This window comes from Tsuneonella suprasediminis, from assembly GCF_003605755.1.
GTDB classification, from domain to species: domain Bacteria; phylum Pseudomonadota; class Alphaproteobacteria; order Sphingomonadales; family Sphingomonadaceae; genus Tsuneonella; species Tsuneonella suprasediminis.
Window position 1 is genome coordinate 204,220 of the sequence record NZ_RAHJ01000022.1, and the last position, 19,354, is coordinate 223,573.

Sequence of the window (19,354 nt, forward strand, 5' to 3'; positions counted from 1 at the left end):
CGGCCAAGGGCAACGCGAAGCTGTCCACACAGCCGCCTCCCCCGTTCCCCCGCGCAGCGCGCTGTGGCATTGGCTGGGCCAATGGATACCATGTTTGCCCCGTCTGCCGATCTTGCCCATGCCCGTGCCGCCTTGCGAGAGGTGTTCGGTTTCGACAGCTTTCGCGGAGTGCAGGATCAGGTTGTCGCCCGCGTTCTGGCAGGTGAGTCGACGCTGGCGGTAATGCCGACCGGGGCAGGGAAATCGCTGACGTATCAGTTGCCTGCGACGATGATGGACGGCACCTGCGTGGTGGTAAGCCCGCTGATCGCGCTGATGCACGATCAGCTTCGTTCCGCGCGGGCCAATGGCATCGCCGCTGCCACGCTGACCAGCGCCGATGCCGACTGGCGCGAAACGATGGACGCGTTTCGTCGTGGCGATCTCGATCTGCTTTATGTCGCCCCGGAACGGGCCAGCCAGCCGCAATTCCGCGATTTGCTGGCCAGTACGCGGATTGCGCTGTTCGCTATCGACGAAGCGCATTGCGTATCCGAATGGGGTCACGATTTCCGGCCCGATTACCGGCAACTGCGTCCGTTGATGGATGCATTCCCCGATGTGCCCCGCCTGGCGCTGACCGCGACAGCGGATGCGCATACACGCATCGATATTCTGACTCAGCTCGGCATCCCAGAAAGCGGGCTGATCGTGGCCGGGTTCGATCGGCCCAATATCCGCTATGCCATCCGCGATCGCGATAATCCCGCGCGGCAAGTGGCTGCGTTGATGGCTGAACAGCCGGGGCCGGGCATAGTCTATGCACCGACTCGTGCGCGGGTGGAAAAGCTGGCCGAACAGCTCGCCGCAGCGACCGGACGATCAGTGCTGCCATATCATGCCGGTCTGCCGCCAGAACAGCGCGCCGCCAATCAGGCGGCTTTTGTTGCCAGCGAAGATATGGTGATCGTCGCGACGATTGCTTTCGGCATGGGGATCGACAAGCCGGATGTGCGGTTTGTCGCCCATGCGGGTATCCCCAAATCGATAGAGGCCTATTATCAGGAAACCGGGCGGGCGGGGCGCGATGGCGATCCCGCACAGGCGGTCATGTTATGGGGCGCGAGCGATTTTGCCACCGCGCGCCAGCGATTGAGCGAAGTGGACGAATCCCGTCGCCAATCGGAACGGCAGCGGCTCGACGCGCTGGCCGGTCTGGTTGAAACGCCGGGTTGTCGGCGCGGTGTCCTGCTGCGCCATTTCGGGGAACATCCGCCAGAACGATGCGGCAATTGCGACAACTGCCTGTCGCCTCCCGGTGTGACCGATGCGACCGAACTGGCGCGCAAGCTGCTGTCGGCTGTCTATCGCACCGGGCAGACATATGGCTTTGGCCATGTTCAGAAAGTGCTCACCGGATCGAACGACGCCCGCGTTGCCGAACGCGGGCATGATCGCCTGAGTGTATTCGGGATTGTTACGGGTGAAGAGGCGCGCCTGCTGCAGCCGCTGAGCCGGGCGCTTCAGGCGCGTGGCAGCCTGACTGCGACCGAGCATGGCGGCCTGCAACTGGCCGGCGATGCCAAGGCGATCCTGAAAGGCGAAGCGAGTGTGGAGATCGTGATCCCACCGCGCCGCGAACGGAGTAATCGCAGGCGCGGCACCAATGCAGAGACCAATCCGGTGGGTGATCCGCTGTTCGATGCTCTGCGTGAGCGGCGCCGCCAGCTGGCGCAGGACGCGGGTGTGCCCCCTTATGTCGTATTCCACGATGCCGTCCTGCGGGAGATGGCGGCTCGACGACCGCAATCGCGTGATGAATTGAGTGCCATCGGCGGAGTAGGGGCAAAGAAACTCGATGCCTATGGCGATGAGTTCCTTGCGGTGATCCGCCATGCAGACTGATCGGAGTATCTTTGTGTTGCGCCTGGCCGTATCGTTTCTGCTGGCCGTATCACTGACAGCATGTGTCGCATCAACATCCGGAATGGAGGGCGCGCAACCGCCAGACCGCATCGCCATGTCGCTGACAAGCTGGGGCAGGCCGGTTGGCAACTGGTCGGTCGAAGCGAATGGCCGGGGGACATATACAGAACGGGTTTCGGCAAATTATGCCCCATACGGACCCTATCGGTTGGACCATCATGAGTTCGATGTCGGGCCGGAGGGATTTGACCGGCTGTGGGGAGAAGTCGCTGCGCTGCCAAACCCGGCCCTGGCCTATCAGCAGTGCCACAATTTGCGGACGGACGGCGTTTACGGAAGGCTGGAGGTCGCACGGCGCTCGGAAACCCGGACAGTCGCCTTTTACGATGGGTGCTTCGATCCCGATTATCGTGCATTTTATGACCGGGTGGCAGCGATCGATGAACAGGTGAAGCAATGGGGCATGGCACAGCCGGTCGCGCGCAGCGAAAGCTTCAACACCGAACCCTGAGCTTCCCGGTCGCACGTCCGGTTTTGATTGACAATCCGGCGGATCGATATAAATATGATATCATAATTATATCGAAGGAACCGTTATCGTGTCTGTCGAACTTAAGGGAATGAATACCAGCCGCGAACGGCCGGCGAAAACCTTCAATGGCTATTTCATGCTGTTCGTCTTGCTGGCGATTGTCGTGGTGGGCGTATGGCTTGTGGCGGGCGGATTTCCGCCTGCCGGGGCGGAGCGGGTGGTAAAGCTGTTATTTGTAGGCAGTGTGCTGCTGGCAATCGTGGGTACGCTGCTGGTGGCGTCAGGATTCTATATGATCCAGCCCAATCAGGCTGCGGTTATCACGCTGTTCGGCGCCTATTCGGGCACCGACCGGACGGAAGGCCTGCGCTGGATCTGGCCGTGGATGATGCGGAAAAAGATCTCTGCCCGCGCCCACAACGTCCATTCGGACCGGGTCAAGATCAATGATCTGAAAGGCAATCCGATCGATATCGCCTGCAACGTGGTGTGGCGGGTGGCCGATACCGCGCAGGCAGCGTTCGATGTCGATGATTTCAAGGAATTCGTGAACATCCAGATCGAAGCCGGTCTGCGAACCGTGGGGGCACGCCATCCCTATGACGATCTGGAGCAGGAAGAAACCACTCTGCGCGGCAGCCCCGATGTGGTAAACCGCGAATTGCAGGTCGAACTGAACGAACGACTGAATGTTGCCGGGATCGTCGTGGACGAAGCCGGGCTGACGCACCTTGCTTATGCGCCGGAAATCGCCGGAGCCATGCTACGTCGTCAGCAGGCCGAAGCCGTGATTGCTGCGCGAGCGAAGCTGGTGATGGGCGCCGTCAGTATGGTGGAAATGGCGCTTGCTAAGTTGAGCGAAGACGAGATCGTCGAATTGGACGACGAACGCCGTGCGACAATGGTATCGAATCTGATGGTCGTATTGTGCGGTGAACGTGAGGCGCAGCCGGTGGTCAACGCCGGGACCCTGTACCAGTAGGAGCCCTGACGGGACTTTTCACCCATGTCGCTTGCCAAGAAGAAAGCCTTCGCCCTGCGTCTCGATCCAGCGGTCCATGCCGCGATCGAACGTTTGGCAGCGGCCGAATTGCGGAGTGCGAATGCGGAAATAGAGATGCTGTTGCGCGAAGCGCTGGAGGCACGTGGGATTTCGATCGCACACTCGAAGCCCGCCCGTCGCGGTCGCCCCCCGAAAGGAGATTAAGCCATGTTGCATAAATTTTTCGAGGAAGGGTACTGGTTTGAGCCCAAGCGATTTGGATATGGTGCGGGCTTGCCCATTGCCTGGCAGGGATGGGCTCTGATCATTGCATTCCTCGCGCTCGTCCTGGGGCTGGTCAATGTCCCGGATCTCGACCCTATCTTGCGGTGGACTGGTCTTGCCATTGCTACCGGCCTGCTGATTATCATCGCGAAGAAACGCACACGCGGCCCCTGGCGCTGGCGCTGGGGTGCAAAAGACTGATCGCTCGCATGGATCAGCCTTAGCCGGGCGTTAACCCATTCTCTCTATCGCGGGCGGTATGGATAGCCACGCCCTGCCGCCCGCCGCGCCTGCACGCATCTCCCCGCTGCTGATCGGAGCAATTGCTACGATTGCTATTGCGGCAATCCCGACAGCAGCTTTGCTGGCACAGGATGCGCGTGCACCGTTCACGGTAGTGGAAACCAAGCGCGGCTACCCCTCTTTGCAGGCGGCTGTTGATGCCATCGGCGGGGGTACAGCCACAATCGCCATTGCGCCGGGCACTTATCGCGAATGTGCGGTGCAAAGCGACGGCAATATCACCTATCTCGCGACCGACCCGGGCAAGAGCGTGTTTGCGGGCACAACCTGTCAGGGAAAAGCCGCGCTGGTTCTTGGTGGCCGCTCCGCCCGCGTGGCCGGTCTGGTGTTCCGCAATATGGCGGTGCCCGATTACAACGGCGCGGGTATCCGGCTGGAACACGGAGACCTGACGGTGGCCCAAAGCTGGTTCCTCGATAGCCAGCAGGGGATTCTGACCGCCAGCGATCCCAACGGAACGATTGTGATCGACAAGTCCACCTTCTCAGGGCTTGGCAATTGCGAGGATCAGTCGGGATGCGCCCATTCGCTCTACGTTGGCGAATATGGCCATCTGCGGGTGACGCGCACCCGTTTTGAGCGCGGAACCGGCGGCCATTATCTGAAAGCGCGCGCGAAAGTGGTGGAGATCGCATCGAGCGATTTCGACGATTCCGCGGGCCGCGCCACCAATTACATGATCGACCTTCCCAATGGGGCAACCGGCCAGATCACCAACAACTGGTTCGTGCAGGGGCGGGATAAAGAGAACTACTCTGCATTCATCGCGATCGGAGCGGAAAACCGCTCCAATCCGTCGACCGGTCTGACAATTGCAGGCAACGATGCCCGTTTCGCGCCTTCGCTGCGCCGCAGCAGTGCCTTCGTCGCTGACTGGACAGGTGCGGCGCTGAAGCTTGGGCCCAATACACTGGGGGACGGAATCAAGCCGTTCGAGAAACGATAACGCTACCGTATAGCGCGATCAAACCACCGCCTGCTATGTCAGCAGGTGCCCTGCCCGATCACGCTTGGTCGCCAGATAGCGCGCATTGTGCGGGTTGTCGGGCAACTGGTGCGCCAGTCGTTCGATCACCTTCACGCCCGCTTGTTCCAGCGCTGAGACTTTTGCCGGATTGTTGGTCATCAGCCGGATTTCAGAGACGCCCAGCAGTTCAAGCATACGCGCTGCGGTTGGGAAATCGCGAGCCTCGTCGGGCAGGCCCAGCCGTTGGTTAGCATCGATGGTGTCGAACCCATCGTCTTGCAGGCGATAGGCGCGCAGTTTGTTGACCAGCCCGATCCCACGCCCTTCCTGCCGCAGATAGAGCAACACGCCCCAGCCGCCCGCTTGCGCCTCGTGCGCGATGGCGTGGAGCGCGGCGTCGAGTTGTGGCCCGCAATCGCATTTCAGACTGCCAAGCACATCGCCCGTCAGGCATTCGGAATGAAGCCGCACGATGGGCACGCGATCGCTGCGCTGCTCTCCGATGATCAACGCAACGTGTTCGCGCGTATCGTCTATACTGCGGAAGGCGACGATTTCGGCCTGATCGCTGGCATCGACAGGCAAGCGCGCACGGCTGGCGATAGTCAGGTGGACTGGATCGGACAGGGCCGACAGATCGCCGGGGGCAAATGGTTGCGGCTCGCCTGCATTTTGCGGATCGACCATGAAGGCCGGCAAAATCCCGGCAATCCGTGCCAGCGCCAGCCCGGCCTGTGCCGCCTCCTCCCATTCGAGTGTTTCCGCCCGAAACGGCCCTTTCAGCGGAGTGGCCAGATCGAGCGCCGGGTCAGCCAATGCGCGCGCGGCGGCAAGATCGAAGGGTTCGGCAGCGCGGACCAGTACGGGAGCATGCGGTTCGGCCGCTTCGCGTTGATTGGCCAGCTTAAGCGTTGCGGCACGGGCGGCGGAAATCAGGGCAAGCCGCGATGTCGCGCCATTTGCTATCGCGGTTTCGGCAGGCAACAGCACTGGCCCGCCATCCAGTGCGATGGGCCAGCCGTGGCGCAAGGCATCGACTGCCTGCGCCGCGCGGCGTTGCGGGCTTGGCCCCGTCAGAGCGAAAACTCCGTAATCAGCGGGATATGGTCGCTCGGCTGCTCCCAGCGCCGGGTTTCTTCAACGAAGCGATGCGTCGATGCCTGCGGCGCAAGGTCGGGGCTGGCCCACATATGATCGAGCCGCCGCCCGTGATCCTTCTGCCGCCAGTAACTGCGATACGACCACCACGAATAATTGCGTTCCGGCGCCGGGATGAAATGACGCCCCAGATCGACCCACCCGTGAGCATCGCGCAATTTGCCCAATGTCTCCACCTCCAGGGGGGTATGGCTGACTACTTTCAGCAAAGCCTTGTGATCGTAAACATCGCATTCGAGCGGGGCGATGTTGAAATCCCCGACCAGCAATGTGGGGCGGCCCAGTGTGTCGGACCAGCGCGTCATCCGTTCCAGAAAATCGAGCTTCTGCCCGAATTTCGGGTTCAGTTCGCGATCGGGAATATCGCCGCCTGCCGGAATATAGACGTTTTCGATGACAAGGCCTTTGCCTTCGCCTTCGGTCAGTTCGACACCGACGTGGCGCGCTTCGCCATTATCCTGCCAGTCGAACCGGGTGATTTCGCGCAAGGGCACCCGGCTGACCGTAGCCACGCCATGATATCCCTTCTGACCGTGTACCGCCTGATGGATATAGCCCATGTCGGCCAGCGCCTGCGCCGGAAACTGGCTTTCCTGACATTTGATTTCCTGCAGGCAGAGAACGTCGGGCGACTGTTCGCGCAACATGCGTTGGACCTGCTCGATACGCAGGCGGACCGAATTGATATTCCATGTGGCAACAGACAGCATGTCGTTTCGATAGGGAGCGCGGGCCGTGCGGGCAAGGCGTTACCTTGTATCCTTTTACCGCCAGATGCGGCCAGCGGGATTATTTCCGTCGGAGCCAAAATCCGAAGAACGCCAGCGCGCCGAGCATGACCATGCTGATCCCGGTCAGCGTCAGCACGATTTTCCACCCGTTTCCACCGACTTTGCCCGCATGAATCGGATAGAATTTCTCCGTCACGCTCTGCCGATCAAGGGTGGCGGTTGGGGCATCGACAGTAACGATCCCGGTATTGTCGATCCGTAGGAAAGATCGCCCGTTGGGTGTCCATTCGAACGATTGTCGCAGGCGAATGCTCGTGGTTCCGTCGCGAAACTGAATGCGGCGGATTTCGGCGCCGGGAAAAGTCTTTTCGGCAAGGCGGAAAATGGCGTTCCAGTCAGTCCTGTCAACTTGTGTGGCAGGCAGCGCCGGATGTTCGACCGTTGCCGGGAACGGCGCAACCAGAACCGCGCCGATCGGTTTGAATATCATCACCGTGCCGCTCAACATCACGACGAACAACAATGGCGCAACGATGATGCCAAGATCGCGATGCTGGCGGATAATGGCGCTGCGCGTCATCCGCTTGGGCCAGAGGCGGAAAACGAACGTACGCCGGGTGCGCCACCACAGGATCGCACCCGATATAACGAAGAATACCCCCGCCAGCCCGGCGACACCCGTAATCGTTTTGCCGATATCGCCCGCAAACAGATAATGGTGCAGGTCGAAAATCCACAATTCGGGGCGTTGCCACATGCCCGACCATTGTTCGACGATGGCGCCTTGACCGTTCAGATAGGCTCCGCTGCCATCGGCATATGCTGCCTGGTGCAGACCGATACTATCGCCTGCGAATGTAATTCGCGTCAGGCCGGCATGATGCGCGATTGCGGAGTTGACTGTGCGAGTGAGGGCTGACGCAGAGACGTCCGCCCGATCATTGGCGCCGGGTACGCCGATCCACTGGTCCTCCCAGACCAGCGCGACCCCCGACAGACCGAGGACGATCAGGATCGCTCCGATCGTCGCCCCGGCCCAGCGGTGTAGCGTGGCCAGCAGGTTCATCAGAACTCGCTTTGCAGCGATAGCGTGAAGGTGCGTCCGCGCCCGGCGAAGTAGCGCGAATTGTCGAATGTGCGGACAGTGTCGCTGTCGTAGGTCAGGTAATATTCGTCGAGCGCGTTCTGAATGCCCAGCGAGACCAGACCAAGCCCGGTGCGATACCCGATGTAGGCGTCGAGCAGGGTATACCCTTCGAAGGCGCTGTCCGCCGGTTGCCCGTCGAACGTGCGCGACAGATAAAACCGGCCCTGCGCCCGTGCGCTGAAACGGCCACGGGTGAAATCGGCTGCAAGGTTCAGTCGATCCGGCGAGATATTCGCACCGTCGAGATCGGCCTCCAGAATACCGTCTCCGTTACCGTCTGTCTTGCCGACCAGGTGGCTATAGCCGAAAGACACGTCCAGTCCGGGAACGGGAGTTTGGGTCTTGAGGTTGAGCTCAAGACCTTCGATATCCACTGGCGCGCGGACGACCTCGAAGATGCCGTCGCTGTTCATCACCAGCCGCGAGCCGAGTTTGCTCGACGACCAGAAATAGCTGGCAGTGGCCTTCACCGGGCCACGCTCAAGCTCGACGCCCAGTTCCTTGTTATTGGAGATCACCGGTTCGAGTGACAGGAAATCGTCGATATCCACCCCCTCTTCGGAGATGCTGCGCAGAATGCGGCCAACATCGGCAATGGTGAACCCTTCGGCAAAGCTGCCATATGCGCGCAGACCCTGAATCGGCTCGACGATAACCCCGCCGTTGAAAAGAGTGCGGCTGAACGAAGGCGATCCGCCTGCGACGAATATGGGGGTGCCGTTATCGCTGTACGATGCCAGCGTGTGGTAATCGTCCACCGTCAGCTTCACATCTTCATGGCGCACGCCACCGGCAAGGCGCACGACACCGTCTAGCAGCTTGAGGTTAGCCTGCGCGAAGGGAGCGAGGCTGCGGAATTCGGTTTCGGGCACCCAGGCGCGCCCGGTCTGAATCAGGGTCTGTTCGGTCTTGTCGAACAGAGCATCGAAACCGAGGGTGACGACGAGATCGTCAAATCCGGGGATACCCCGTTCATAAGTTACCTTGCCGCCGACTTTCCGCGACTTGTTGGCGGACTGATCGAAGAGCTGGCCTGTGGGATCGATGGCGGGATCCTGGAAGGTGCTGTTGATGTCGCCGCCGAAAAGGTCTCGTGTCCGGTTGTAGAAACCTTGCAGCGTGAAGGTGCCTCCCGCGAGATTCTTGTCCGTCAGTGAGAGGGAAACCATGTCGGCGGTATTCGATGGCGGATCACCAGGGGTCTGGCCCAGTTCGCTTGATGAAGGCCGACCTTCGGCGCGGTCGCCCGGAACCCTTACATAATGGCCATTGCCCTGCAGTTCGAAATGATTGGCGACCAGCTCGACGCGGGTGTCCGGACCCAGATCGTATCCGAGACGGCCAAATACCGACCAGCTATCGCTATCCTGAATTTCACCTTGTGCGCCATCCACGCCAATGCGTTTGCCTGCCCCGTCGATAAATGCGCCGCGTCGTTCGAACGCACCACCGATTGAGGCGTCGAAAGCGCCATTGCGCCAGCCCGCCAGAGCGGCGGCTTTACCGCCCAGCGCCTCGCCCGCAAAGCTATCGGACGCAGTTCCTTGCAACAGAGTACGGATAGAAACGCCATCTTCCTTAGGCGCGGCTACGGTGACCTGATTGACCACGCCACCCGTGCCGCCAATGCCTTGCAGGGCGTTCGATCCGTAGATCACTTCCACCCGGTCGATAAAGAACGGGTCGATGGTATAGCCATCGCGCGAACCGTCGCGAACCGGGGTCGACTGCGGAATGCCATCAATTGCATACAGCGGCGACCGGCCGCGCAGGCTTTCCCCGGCGCCACTCAGTTTTTCCCGCGTCGGAGAAAACGACGGGAGAAGCGCCGATACCGCGTCAACGGTCGAACCGGAGATGGTCAGCTGGCGGTTGAATGTTTCCGAATCGAGCACATCGATAGTGAGCGGCAGCGCGCTGGCAGGGAGCTGAGTTCGTGTGGCGGTTACCACGATATCGGACGAAGCGGCTGCCTCTACCGCGGCATCTCCGTCTGCTTCCGCCGCATCTTGCGCGACAGCCGGTGTGGCAAAGGCGAGAGTGGACACTGATGCGATAAAAAGCCGACCGAAATGCATGGAACCTCCTGTGAATGCGAGGCGCCCTAAGGATAATGATAATGGATTGCAATAGCGGTGTAGCGGGGCTGTCTATGCGTACTCTGGTTCAGGTGAGAACGGCAATAGCAAAGGAAAACCCTCGTGCCGGGGGCATTGGCACGAGGGTTCCTTTTGAGCGTTCGTCACGCTGTTGCAGGTGACCCGTTAAGGGTAGAGGGGGCAACAGGGGGGAAACCGCCCTCTCAAGCCATCCTGCTGCCCTATATGTAGGAACGAGTGCCTTTCAGGTCCATGAACGCATTGTCGCGCTTTGTCGCAGGATGCGAACGATCCACCCTGTATGCGTTGATTAAGGGCGACGGCCCGAACGGCGCGGATCCTTGAACTTGAATGTGCTGTCCGAAACACTGGCGCCGTAGCGCTGATTTTTCAGCCGCACGGTTGTGCGATTGTTCTGCGAATCGAGTGCGACCCAGCTCACCAGTTCATATCCGCCAGGGGCCGATGCGTTGCGGCTGAACACAAGCGTGATAACGCCGTATTCCGGGTGCTTCGGATCGCGCACTTCGACGCCAATCACGTCGTTCGTGCTGGTCGACATCAACTTGCCGTATTTTTTTACGTCGCGGCTGGGGTCGAGCAACGCACCGAGCGGCGAGCTCTTGATCGGCCAGCGTTGAACCTGATTCACCGCATAATCGATCAGATAGAGCGAGCTACCATTCGAAACGATCAGCATGTCGGTGCCCTTCGCATATTCGAAGCGAATTTTGCCGGGACGCTTCAGCGTCATCTTGCCGGAAAGCGACTGCCCCTTGGCATCGGTCTGCACGAAATCGGCAGTCATCGTCGAGATCGCACGAAGCGCCGATACGGCGGTATCGAGCTTGTCTGGGCTGGCGGCCACTGCTGGCGTCGCCGCCAGAGTGAAAGCAGCACCTGCAGGCAGGGCAAGCGAAAGCGCGCCGACAATGGCGGCGCGCAACGGGACTTTGCGGAATGTGGTCAAGATCATCATGCTCCGGTTTATTGCGTCGGAGCCTTGAACCGCCTGTGAACCCAACCGGTTCCGGCCATTCAGCTTACTTGATCTTGGCTTCCTTGAATTCGACGTGCTTACGCGCAACCGGGTCGTACTTGCGGAACGACATTTTCTCGGTCGTGTTGCGCGGGTTCTTCTTGGTCACATAGAAGAAACCGGTATCGGCGGTGGAAACCAGCCGGATCTTGACGGTTGCGGGCTTCGCCATTTTCTTGCGTCCTGATGCGTGCTTGATGGAAGCCCTGCCGGACCTCACAAATACCAAGGGCGGCACACGTGCGCCGCCCGTCCGGGGCGGCCAATGCTGCAAACGGTGGATAAAGTCAAGTGTCGAGGGAGCGGGCCTGCACTGCGTCTACCAATCGATTTTGCCGCGGTTGGCCTTCACCGTGCCGCGGGATTTCTTTGCCTTAATACGGGCTTCCTTGTTGATTCGATTGAGACGGGTCTTGGCGCGTTTGCGCGGGCTTTCGTGGGCCTTGCGAATCAGTTCTGCCAGCCTGTCGCGGGCGTCGGCGCGATTCGCTTCCTGTGTGCGAAACCGGCGGGCGGTCAGCACGATTTCGCCCCCGCTCGTCATCCTGCTGCCCGCCAGCGATCTGAGCCGGGTGAAGACCTGTGGTTGCAGGCGCAGCGCAAACACGTTGAGCCGCAGTTGCACCGCGGTCGCCACTTTGTTGACGTTTTGCCCGCCTGGCCCGGATGCGGCGATGAAGCTTTCTTCCACCAGCGAAAGCGCACGCTCGACCGTTGCATCGGCATCACTCATGCGCGAAGCCGAGTTGTGCGAAATCGGGCGGCAGCGGCGATAGGGCAACGACAGGCGATTTGCCCTCGCGCGGAACAACGAGGCCCGCTGCATGGAGCATTGTGCGAGGCGCGGTCGCCCGGTTGCCATAGACCGGATCCCCCGCCAACGGCGCGCCGAGACCCGATGCCGCATGGACGCGAATCTGATGCGTGCGCCCGGTTTCGGGCCGGAACTCGACCAGAGTCAGCCCACCCGCCGACGCGATTTGGCGCCAATGTGTGGTCGCCGGTTTACCCTTCTTCGCCGGGATCATCCGCCACCCGGCCTCCGCCGAACTGATTTTGGATAGCGAGAGCGTGATCGTGCCCTCGCTATCGTTCAAGGTGCCTTCCACTATGCCCAGATAGCGCTTTTCGACCACGCGATCTTCGAATGCCTTGTTGAACCGCTTGAGCGCTTTTGGATTGCGGGCCAGCAACAGGCATCCCGATGTGTCGGTATCGAGCCGGTGGACAGGCACCGGATCGCGCTGGAAGCCCAGCCGCAGTTCGCTGATCCGGTCTGCCAGCGATGCGCCGCCCGCACGCGGACGTTCGAGCGGCAGGCGCGCGGGCTTGTCGATGACCAGCGCTTCGCCATCTTCATAAAGGATGGGGATCATATCAGGAGTCTCGCAGGCATCAGTCCGCGCAGGGCGTTACCGATAAAAAAGCCATCCGTCAGATCATCTAGCGTCAGATTTTCCTCACGCGCGCGGCCTTGATCGATCAGGTGGCGCCGTTGTACACCTGGCAGCAGGCCAAGCGATGCTGGTGGGGTCAGCAGCATACCGCGCCTTTTCACGAATAGCGAGGTGAAGCAGCCTTCAGTCAGCAGTCCATCGTCTCGCAACAACAGAGCTTCGTCTGCCCCGGCATCGCGCGCCACTTCACGCGCCGCATCATAGAACGCGCGGTCAGTGGTCTTGTGTCGCAGGCGCCAGTCACCTGAACTGACCGGCAGCGGAAGGATCGCGCAGGTCAGCGGTCGTTCTGGCGTTTCGGGCAGAGGCGATGCTTCCAGGCCCATCGCGCCGCTGCGGGCCACCAGCAGTCGCACTTTCGATGCCGCATCGAGATCGAAACACAGTGCCTGAATCTGATTACGTGCTGCGTGCCGATCAAATGAAAAGCCGAATTCCTCTGCGCTCGCCTTAATTCGTTCAAGATGCAGTTCCAGCAGCTCAATGCCGGTTTCCGGATCGAACCGCATCGTTTCGATCAGATCGAACGCACCCGCGCTGCGGCGGGCAAAATCGCCTTTCAAAATGCCTTCGCGCCATTCAGACAGCGCTTCGCTATCGGCCACGATTGCAGAGCCGAGGCCCAGAACCGCGGTGCCCTGTCCGTTTTCAATCTCGGAAAGGCGCAAGGTGCGAATGGCCACGTTGAAGGCGGCGTCTCCATCCGGTCCGATGCGGCCGATGGCGCCGCAATATGGCCCGCGCGCATCGCGTTCCACCGAGGCAATCATTTCCAGTGCCCGGATTTTGGGGGCGCCTGTCACCGATCCGCACGGGAACATCGCGCGGACAAGATCCATCGTGCCCATGCCGGGGGCAAGCCTGGCCTCTACCGTGGAAACCATCTGATGCACGGTGGGATAGCTTTCGATCGCGAAAGGCGATTCGACCTGCACGCTTCCCGGCACGGCAACCCGGCTGAGATCGTTTCGCATCAGATCGACGATCATCAGATTTTCGGCCTTATCCTTTTCCGAATTGGCCAGTTCTTCTGCGAGATCGTGATCCTCTTCCAAATTATGTCCGCGTGGGCGTGTGCCCTTCATCGGTTTGACCCGTGCGGTCTCGCCTTTAAGCGACACGAACAGTTCGGGCGAGAGGCTGAGCAGCCAGTGCTGCCCGTCGAACACCACACCGCCATAACCCGCCTTCGCATCGCGGCGCAGCGCCGCGTAAAGCGCAAGTGGATCGCCGCGATAGCTGCCGGCGACAGGGAAAGTCAGATTGGCCTGGTAGATATCGCCAGCCTGAATCGCATCCTGCATAGCGTCGAACGCTTCGATATAGCCGCCGGTGGACAGCTGTGGATCGAGCGGGCCAAGCGACGCGGTCCCGTCGGAATTGGCATCCAGCCAGTCTGGCACTCTGTTGGCGGAGATGGTTTCTTCCGCATCGAACAGGCCCAGCCACACCAGCGGTCCGGCAGCACCGCTGCGCGCATCGGCCAGCGGAGCGAGCCGGGGTTCGAGCGCGAACCCGGCTTCGAATGCGATATAACCCGCGAGAATGCCGCCTTTGCTGATCCGTGTGGTTTCGGCCGCTTCCAGCACCGATGACACCTCTGCCGGGCGATAGGCGACGAACACTGCGCGCGGATTAGCATAGTGCCGCGCACTGGCGGCACCACTGTCGCGCGCGTCGTCAAGCAATACGAAAGGGCTGCGTTCTCCCATTGCCCCTGCCTTAGCTTCTTCGGCGCGCAAGTCGAGGGTGCTTGACCGTGCAGGGCACGCTGCGCCATGCGATTACCGGGTCAACCAAATGCCGGAGTATCTTGAGCAATGGGTGAAATCTTTCTCGGTCTGGCTGCCAATGGAGAGAAACAGTATCTCAACCTTGGCCGTGCCAACCGCCACGGGTTGATCGCCGGGGCGACTGGCACTGGCAAGACAGTGACCTTGCAGGGGTTGGCGGAAAGCTTTTCCGCCGATGGCGTGCCGGTATTTCTGGCCGATGTGAAAGGCGATCTGTCGGGTATCGCCATGCCGGGCAGTCATGATTTCAAACATGCCGCTTCGCTGGAACAACGGGCGAAGGATCTGGGCATGGATGACTATACCTATTCCGATAATCCCGCGATTTTCTGGGACTTGTACGGCGAACAGGGGCACCCGATCCGCACCACTATTTCCGAGATGGGGCCACTGTTGCTCGCGCGTTTGCTTGATCTCAACGATACGCAGGAAGGCGTTTTGCAGATCGTGTTTCGTTATGCCGACGATAACGGTTTGCTTCTGCTCGATTTCAGCGATCTGCAGGCGATGTTGCAATGGTCGGCGGAAAATTGCGGCGTGTTGAGTGGCAAGTATGGCAATGTCACCAAAGCCAGCGTCGGTGCGATTCAGCGCCAGTTGCTCAGTTTCGAATCGCAAGGGGCCGACCGTTTTTTTGGCGAACCCGCGCTGGAGATCGACGATTTCCTGAAGGTCGATGAAAAGGGGCACGGGTATATCAACGTGCTGGCCGCCGATCGGCTGATGCAGAGCCCCAAGCTTTATGCCACTTTCCTGCTGTGGTTGCTGGCCGAACTCTTCGAAACTTTGCCCGAAGTGGGCGACCCGGAAAAACCCAGGCTGGTGTTCTTCTTCGATGAAGCACACCTGCTGTTCGACGATCCGCCCAAGGCCCTGCTCGACAAGATCGAGCAGGTGGTCCGGTTGATCCGGTCCAAGGGAGTGGGCGTCTATTTCTGTACGCAGAATCCGATCGATATTCCCGAAGATGTGGCGGGGCAACTGGGCAACCGTGTACAGCATGCTCTTCGTGCCTTCACGCCGCGCGATCAGAAGGCGATCAAGGCCGCTGCCGATACCTTCCGCATCAATCCCGAACTCGACGTGGCAGAGGCCATCACGCAGCTGAAAGTGGGTGAGGGGCTGGTATCGACTTTGATGGCCGATGGCGCGCCGTCTGTCGTCCAGCGCACCCTTATCAAGCCGCCGCGCAGCCGACTTGGGCCGTTGACTGCGAAAGAACGCGCAATCATCCAGTCGGTCAGCCCAGTCGATGGCAAATACGATACGGCGGTTAATCGCGAGAGTGCACAGGAAGTGCTCGCCGCCAAAGCTGTCGATGCCGCTGATACCGCCGAAGAAGTGGCGGAGAAGGGCAAGGACGAAGTTGCTAAGCGTTCGCGCAAGACTACATCGTTGTGGGAACGGGCGGGCAAGGCGGCGATGGGCGCCGCTGCCAGTTCGACCGCCGCGATCGTCGCCGCGAAGATAAGCGGCCGTAAATCCAGCGCCAATCCTGTGCGGAGCGCAACAACCAGTGCCGCAGGGACGATTGCGACCAGCTTTGGCGGGCAGATTGCCGGCCGTTTTGTTCGCAACCTGCTGGGCGGTCTGATGCGGTAATGAGCCTGGTGCGCGGCAGAGTGCGCGGGTTGGGCAAGAAAGAGAAGAAGCTGCGCTGAATCACTATCAAGTCTGTTACACTTGGCAGAAGGCCCATTTGCGGCCTATTCTTGTTGCAAGATGGCTGAATTCTTCGACGCGCTTACGGAAGACCATATCGCGATGATCGTCGCGCAGCCGGTGTTTTTCGTCGCCACGGCTGCCGCAGATGCGCGGATCAATCTCAGTCCCAAGGGGCTTGCCGATACGCTTCGCGTTCTGTCACCTACACGAGTCGCCTATCTCGATCTGGGGGGATCGGGTAATGAAACCAACGCCCATCTGATGGCTGACGGGCGTATCACAGTGATGGTGTGCAACTTTCAGCAGCCAGCACTGATTTTGCGGATATACGGCACGGGGCGAGCGGTATTGCCTGCCGACTCCGAATGGGAAGATCTGGCCGCGCATTTCGCGTTGCTGCCCGGCACACGGCAGATTTTCGATATCGCAGTCGAAAGTGTGCAGACCAGTTGTGGCTGGGGCGTGCCGCTGATGGAATTCGACCGCCAGCGCGAAACACTGACCAAGTATCACCGGCAGGCCGATCCCGGAGTGTGGAGGGAAAAATACATCGCGCGCAATCGCAGTATCGATGGGCTGCCCGCGCGCCCGACCGACCGCTATATTGCGGGCGAAGCCGGAACCGTCAGCGAATGATCGGTGTTGGTTGAGCGCAGTGCAGCTCACTTTCGCCAGTTATAATATACACAAGGGTGTCGGCATTGACGGCATCCGTGATGCCGATCGTATCGTATCGGTGTTGCGGGAAATCGATGCCGATGTAATCGCCTTGCAGGAGTGCGATCGCCGGTTTGGCCAGCGAGTGAGCGTCATAGAGCGTGCCGCGCTCGACGACACGCCCTGGCGCCCGCTGCCCGTAGCGCGCAGGCCACGCAGTCTGGGCTGGCACGGCAATGCTTTGCTGGTGCGGCGTAGTTTCAAGCCAGTCGAATCGGAGCCGCTCGTACTGCCCACGTTGGAACCACGCGGGGCCGTGCGGGGCGACTTTTTTGTGGGCGAACGGCGTTTGCGCGTTGTGGGAATGCACCTAGACTTATCAGGCCTCCGGCGACGGGATCAGATCCGCGCCGTGCTCGATCACGTCGACGATTGCGAGGGTGGGTGTCCAGCGGTGTTGCTTGGCGATCTCAACCAGTGGGGCAAGGCGAGCGGTGCGATGCGCGAATTCGGTGCCGGGTGGCAATCGCTGGTGCCCGGGCCAAGCTTCCCCAGCCGCAGACCGGTGGCCAACCTGGACCGGATTGTCGCATCGCAAGAATGGCGGGTGGTGGAGCATGGTGTCCATCGCAGCGCACTGGCGTCCCAGGCATCGGACCATCTTCCCGTCTGGGCGCGCCTCGAATTGCCTGAATAATAGGCAAAAGCCTAATTTTAAGGCATATATGGACAACGTGGATTTCTGGAATCTGCCCGAATGCACGTATTTCGGGCAGATTCGCGCGGTTGGCACACCTCTTGCTGAATAGGCCGAGCCGGGATCGTCCGGCGGTCAGCAAGGGGGCAGGGATGAAATTCATCATCGCCGTAATCAAGCCGTTCAAGCTCGACGAAGTGCGTGAGGCTCTTTCGGGCATCGGCGTCGCGGGCATGACGGTGACCGAAGTGAAGGGCTTCGGGCGCCAGAAGGGCCAGACGGAAATCTATCGCGGGGCCGAGTATTCGACCAACATGCTTCCCAAGGTGAAGCTGGAGATCGCGACGAGCGATGCGATCGCCCCACAAGTTGTCGAGACGATCCAGCAAGTCGCCAGCACAGAGGCCATCGGCGATGGCAAGATATTCGTGCTCGATCTCGCATCCGCCACGCGCATCCGCACCGGCGAAACCGGCGACACCGCGCTGTAATTCCCATGGACACGAGGGGTACTCCAATGATCCGCAAACTCGTTACCGGCGCGGTCGTGGCAGGGGGCTCGATGCTCGCCACCACCGCCGCCTTTGCTCAGGAAGCTGCCGAAAAGGCGGCACCTGTTCCCAACCCCGGCAACAATGCCTGGATGATGACCGCAACGGTTCTCGTTCTGCTGATGATCCTGCCGGGGCTTGCGCTGTTTTATGGCGGCCTGACCCGGTCGAAGAACATGCTGTCCACAATGACGCAGATCGGCGCGGCAGCGGCGCTGGCGATGCTGATCTGGGTGATGTGGGGTTACTCGATGGCCTTCGGGCCGACGACCTCGGAAGGGTTCATCGGTAATTTCGTCAGTTCCGGTTCGCTGTTCCTGTCGTCGGTCACGCCCGATTCGACTGCAGCGACATTCTCTGACGAAGTGATCAGCGAATACGTGTTCGTCAGCTTCCAGATGACTTTCGCCGCGATTACCGCAGCGCTGGTGCTGGGCGCGACAGTCGAGCGCATGAAGTTTTCGGCAGTGATGGTGTTCACGGCTGTGTGGTTGACGATCGTCTATTTCCCGATTGCACACATGGTCTGGGCAGGCGGCGGTTTGCTGTTCAAGCTCGGCGCGCTGGACTTTGCGGGTGGCACTGTGGTGCACATCAATGCGGGCGTGTCCGCACTGGTCGCTGCGATCATCCTCGGTAAGCGCAAAGGCTATCCCAGCGAACCGATGCCGCCGCACAGCCTGACGCTGACTATGGTGGGCACCGGTCTGCTCTGGGTGGGCTGGTTTGGCTTCAACGCCGGGTCGGAACTAGAAGCCGACGGCACCGCAGGCCTCGCCATGATCAACACCTTTGTTGCTACAGCGTCGGCAGGTCTGTTCTGGATGCTGGCGGAAAAGGTCTCCGGCCACAAAGGTTCGGCACTCGGTTTCTGCTCGGGGATTATTGCCGGTCTTGTCGCAGTGACCCCGGCTGCCGGCAACTCCGGCCCGTTTGGTGCGATCGTGCTGGGCGCTGTCGCCTCGATCGTGTGTTTCTTGGTGGTCAGCAAGCTCAAGCCCAAGCTCGGCTTCGACGATTCGCTCGATGCATTCGGCATCCACGGCGTAGGCGGCATCGTTGGCGCCATCGGCACCGGCATCGTATATCAGCCGGTATTCGGCGGGCCGGGCGATGGCTCCACTGCGATGGGTGCACAGGTCTGGATCCAGATTCAGGCCGTGCTCGTCTCGCTGGTCTGGGCTGCTATCGGCACCGTGATCGCGATCTACATCGCCAAGCTTATCACCGGGCTGCGTGTCTCCCCCGAAGTCGAACAGGAAGGTCTCGACATCGGCGAACACGGAGAGCGCGCCTACAACTGATCGAACAAGATTATCCAGTTTGGCGGGATCGGGGACTCTCTCCTCTCCTCAATCCCGGTCCCGCCATCAGATGTTCCTCCTG

20 protein-coding genes are annotated in these 19,354 nt (G+C 60.5%); 11 read left to right on the forward strand and 9 right to left on the reverse strand.

Annotated elements, in window-relative coordinates:
• The first annotated feature begins 81 nt into the window (after positions 1 to 81).
• From recQ to D6858_RS15130, 6 genes are all read left to right on the forward strand, one after another.
• Complete coding sequence (gene recQ, locus D6858_RS15105; RefSeq protein ID WP_420823841.1) at positions 82 to 1,884, forward strand: DNA helicase RecQ; 1,803 nt, start codon at positions 82 to 84, stop codon at positions 1,882 to 1,884.
• Positions 1,874 to 2,416 carry a hypothetical protein gene (locus D6858_RS15110; RefSeq protein ID WP_120112524.1) on the forward strand — a complete coding sequence of 181 codons (543 nt, stop codon included), beginning with the start codon at positions 1,874 to 1,876 and terminating at the stop codon, positions 2,414 to 2,416. Before recQ ends, D6858_RS15110 begins: the two co-directional genes overlap by 11 nt.
• 85 nt (positions 2,417 to 2,501) lie before the next feature.
• Complete coding sequence (locus D6858_RS15115; protein WP_420823843.1) at positions 2,502 to 3,419, forward strand: SPFH domain-containing protein; 918 nt, start codon at positions 2,502 to 2,504, stop codon at positions 3,417 to 3,419.
• Positions 3,420 to 3,443: 24 nt separating this feature from the next.
• Positions 3,444 to 3,644 carry a type II toxin-antitoxin system antitoxin gene (locus tag D6858_RS15120; protein WP_120112529.1) on the forward strand — a complete coding sequence of 67 codons (201 nt, stop codon included), beginning with the start codon at positions 3,444 to 3,446 and terminating at the stop codon, positions 3,642 to 3,644.
• A gap of 3 nt (positions 3,645 to 3,647) precedes the next feature.
• A complete protein-coding gene (locus D6858_RS15125) occupies positions 3,648 to 3,905 on the forward strand; it encodes a hypothetical protein (RefSeq protein ID WP_120112532.1) in 258 nt (85 codons plus the stop codon).
• Positions 3,906 to 3,963: 58 nt separating this feature from the next.
• Positions 3,964 to 4,953: a right-handed parallel beta-helix repeat-containing protein gene (locus tag D6858_RS15130; protein WP_225082119.1), complete on the forward strand. Its 990-nt coding sequence runs from the start codon at positions 3,964 to 3,966 to the stop codon at positions 4,951 to 4,953.
• 33 nt (positions 4,954 to 4,986) lie between these two features.
• Here the strand turns inward: D6858_RS15130 and ribA are convergent, their stop codons facing one another.
• From ribA to pabB, 9 genes are all read right to left on the reverse strand, one after another.
• Positions 4,987 to 6,051: a GTP cyclohydrolase II gene (gene ribA / locus D6858_RS15135; protein WP_240623873.1), complete on the reverse strand. Its 1,065-nt coding sequence runs from the start codon at positions 6,049 to 6,051 to the stop codon at positions 4,987 to 4,989.
• On the reverse strand, positions 6,048 to 6,842 hold the full coding sequence (locus tag D6858_RS15140) for an exodeoxyribonuclease III (protein WP_120112537.1): 795 nt from the start codon (positions 6,840 to 6,842) through the stop codon (positions 6,048 to 6,050). The genes ribA and D6858_RS15140 overlap by 4 nt, the downstream gene beginning before the upstream one ends.
• Positions 6,843 to 6,921: 79 nt before the next feature.
• Positions 6,922 to 7,929, reverse strand: coding sequence for a PepSY-associated TM helix domain-containing protein (locus tag D6858_RS15145; RefSeq protein WP_120112539.1), 1,008 nt, complete (start codon positions 7,927 to 7,929; stop codon positions 6,922 to 6,924).
• Complete coding sequence (locus D6858_RS15150; RefSeq protein WP_120112542.1) at positions 7,929 to 10,088, reverse strand: TonB-dependent receptor; 2,160 nt, start codon at positions 10,086 to 10,088, stop codon at positions 7,929 to 7,931. The genes D6858_RS15145 and D6858_RS15150 overlap by 1 nt, the downstream gene beginning before the upstream one ends.
• A gap of 331 nt (positions 10,089 to 10,419) precedes the next feature.
• Positions 10,420 to 11,088, reverse strand: coding sequence for a LolA family protein (locus D6858_RS15155; protein WP_120112545.1), 669 nt, complete (start codon positions 11,086 to 11,088; stop codon positions 10,420 to 10,422).
• A gap of 64 nt (positions 11,089 to 11,152) precedes the next feature.
• Entirely contained in the window at positions 11,153 to 11,320 is a 168-nt protein-coding gene (gene rpmG, locus D6858_RS15160; RefSeq protein WP_013832249.1) for a 50S ribosomal protein L33, read from the reverse strand.
• 147 nt (positions 11,321 to 11,467) lie between these two features.
• Complete coding sequence (gene arfB / locus D6858_RS15165) at positions 11,468 to 11,881, reverse strand: alternative ribosome rescue aminoacyl-tRNA hydrolase ArfB (RefSeq protein WP_120112547.1); 414 nt, start codon at positions 11,879 to 11,881, stop codon at positions 11,468 to 11,470.
• Positions 11,874 to 12,524: an RluA family pseudouridine synthase gene (locus tag D6858_RS15170; RefSeq protein WP_120112549.1), complete on the reverse strand. Its 651-nt coding sequence runs from the start codon at positions 12,522 to 12,524 to the stop codon at positions 11,874 to 11,876. Before D6858_RS15170 ends, arfB begins: the two co-directional genes overlap by 8 nt.
• Positions 12,521 to 14,317: an aminodeoxychorismate synthase component I gene (gene pabB / locus D6858_RS15175; protein ID WP_120112551.1), complete on the reverse strand. Its 1,797-nt coding sequence runs from the start codon at positions 14,315 to 14,317 to the stop codon at positions 12,521 to 12,523. The genes D6858_RS15170 and pabB overlap by 4 nt, the downstream gene beginning before the upstream one ends.
• A 108-nt stretch (positions 14,318 to 14,425) precedes the next feature.
• On the opposite strand from pabB, the gene D6858_RS15180 reads away from it, so the two are divergent.
• From D6858_RS15180 to D6858_RS15200, 5 genes are all read left to right on the forward strand, one after another.
• Positions 14,426 to 16,000 (forward strand): helicase HerA-like domain-containing protein, encoded by a 1,575-nt coding sequence (locus tag D6858_RS15180; protein ID WP_120112554.1) that lies wholly within the window; start codon positions 14,426 to 14,428, stop codon positions 15,998 to 16,000.
• 120 nt (positions 16,001 to 16,120) lie between these two features.
• A complete protein-coding gene (locus D6858_RS15185) occupies positions 16,121 to 16,699 on the forward strand; it encodes a pyridoxamine 5'-phosphate oxidase family protein (protein ID WP_120112557.1) in 579 nt (192 codons plus the stop codon).
• Positions 16,700 to 16,718: 19 nt separating this feature from the next.
• Positions 16,719 to 17,417, forward strand: coding sequence for an endonuclease/exonuclease/phosphatase family protein (locus D6858_RS15190; RefSeq protein WP_120112560.1), 699 nt, complete (start codon positions 16,719 to 16,721; stop codon positions 17,415 to 17,417).
• A 152-nt stretch (positions 17,418 to 17,569) separates the two neighbouring features.
• Positions 17,570 to 17,908 carry a P-II family nitrogen regulator gene (locus D6858_RS15195; RefSeq protein WP_120112563.1) on the forward strand — a complete coding sequence of 113 codons (339 nt, stop codon included), beginning with the start codon at positions 17,570 to 17,572 and terminating at the stop codon, positions 17,906 to 17,908.
• A gap of 26 nt (positions 17,909 to 17,934) precedes the next feature.
• Positions 17,935 to 19,272 carry an ammonium transporter gene (locus D6858_RS15200; protein WP_120112565.1) on the forward strand — a complete coding sequence of 446 codons (1,338 nt, stop codon included), beginning with the start codon at positions 17,935 to 17,937 and terminating at the stop codon, positions 19,270 to 19,272.
• Positions 19,273 to 19,354 lie beyond the last annotated feature (82 nt).